1 protein-coding gene is annotated in these 825 nt (G+C 54.8%); it reads right to left on the bottom strand.

Annotated elements, in window-relative coordinates:
- Positions 1 to 204: 204 nt before the first annotated feature.
- The coding region (locus tag PDO_RS16100) for an IS110 family RNA-guided transposase (protein ID WP_007604146.1) at positions 205 to 825 on the bottom strand (621 nt) is incomplete at its 5' end.

The raw sequence follows: 825 nt of genomic DNA, 5'->3' as shown, positions 1-825 counted from the left end.
TCGTCTTTGTCGCTGTTAAGCCAATGCGTTGTCGTCTTCGAGGTCAGGTGTTCATAACTGCCTCACAATGGCGCCATGCTTTAAAGTCTCTCGATGTGATTCACGCTGTCAGCGCTTGTCATGATGCGTGCAGCAAAGCGGGTCTCGAGATGACTTTGGCCAGACCTGGAACGTGCCTGGCATTCTTTGTTTATGCTTGTCAGTTTATCCGGCGAAACTGCGGTTCTCGAACATGGTGTTGGTCTTCCACATCGTGAGGAGCGTCACTGCCAGCTTGCGTGCCAGTGCAACGCGCGCCTTCCAGCTTCCGCATCGAGCACTCAGGCGTAAGCCCCATTGCTTCAATGCGATTGCAGGAGATGCACGATACAGGATCACCGTTGCCGCCTCGAAAAGAAGTTTCCTTGTTAAACGATCTCCCGTCTTCGAAATACGGCCGCCAATGTCGACTTCGCCAGATTGATATCGCTTCGGTGTCAGCCCAAGATATGCGCCGACGTCGCCGGTAGCCCGAAACCGCGTCGGATCATCGACGGCGGTTACGAATGCGATCGCTGCAAGGCTGCCTACCCCAGGTGCGCTTGCAACCAGCCGACAAGTCTGGTCTTGCCGTGCGAAGCGAGCAAGTTGTCGGTCAAAAGCTCGGCGCTGATCCTTAGGACCGGATAGCACCGACAACAGCCTCTCGAACAGATCGCGCAAGATAACGTCGTCTGGCAGGGCTCGACGAACTGACTGCTCAAATACCTGTCCTTTACCCGCCGACAAAATCAATCCGAAGGTCTTTGCCAGTCCTCGGATCTGATTGATCATGGCTGTGCACAT

It is taken from the genome of Rhizobium sp. PDO1-076 (assembly GCF_000247475.1).
Taxonomy (GTDB): Bacteria; Pseudomonadota; Alphaproteobacteria; order Rhizobiales; family Rhizobiaceae; genus Allorhizobium.
The sequence above is the reverse complement of the archived record's forward strand: the minus strand, read 5'-3'. Positions and strand labels throughout refer to the sequence as shown.